A 390-nucleotide genomic window follows, 5' to 3' on the forward strand; every position below is an offset into this window, starting at 1 on the left:
CAGCGCGACTTCCGCCGGCTCGAGCGCGGCGAGCGCTGCCGCCCGGCGCGACCAGATCATGGCCAGCAGGGCGTCCGACGGCGTCCCGGCCGCGCCCAGGCCGCGCAGGAATTCCGGGTCATAGGTCCGGCTGAGCGCCGCTGCCGCCTGGCTGCTGCCGCCCTGCGCCGCCTGCTGGTACAGCCGCCGCGCCGCCTCGACCTCGCCGAGGGCCAGCTTCTCCTCCGCCTGGCGCAGGATGTCGTCCTTCTGCCCGGGCGACAGCCGCGGCGGCGTGGCGGCCAGGGCGGGCATGGGCAGCGGCGCCGGCGCCGGAAGCGGTGCCGCCGCCTGGGGCAGGGTGGCGGGCGCGTCCGGGGTCGCCGTCTCGTGCGGCGGCTCGACGGGCGC

At 79.5% G+C, this 390-nt stretch carries 1 protein-coding gene; it reads right to left on the minus strand.

All coding sequences use genetic code 11. The features are described 5' to 3' along the window. Window positions 1-390: hypothetical protein (locus tag GVN67_RS29510; protein ID WP_200845477.1), on the minus strand; the 390-nt coding region annotated here is incomplete at both ends.

Origin of the sequence: Roseomonas sp. 18066, from assembly GCF_902706185.1 — a bacterium.
GTDB lineage: Bacteria > Pseudomonadota > Alphaproteobacteria > Acetobacterales > Acetobacteraceae > Pseudoroseomonas.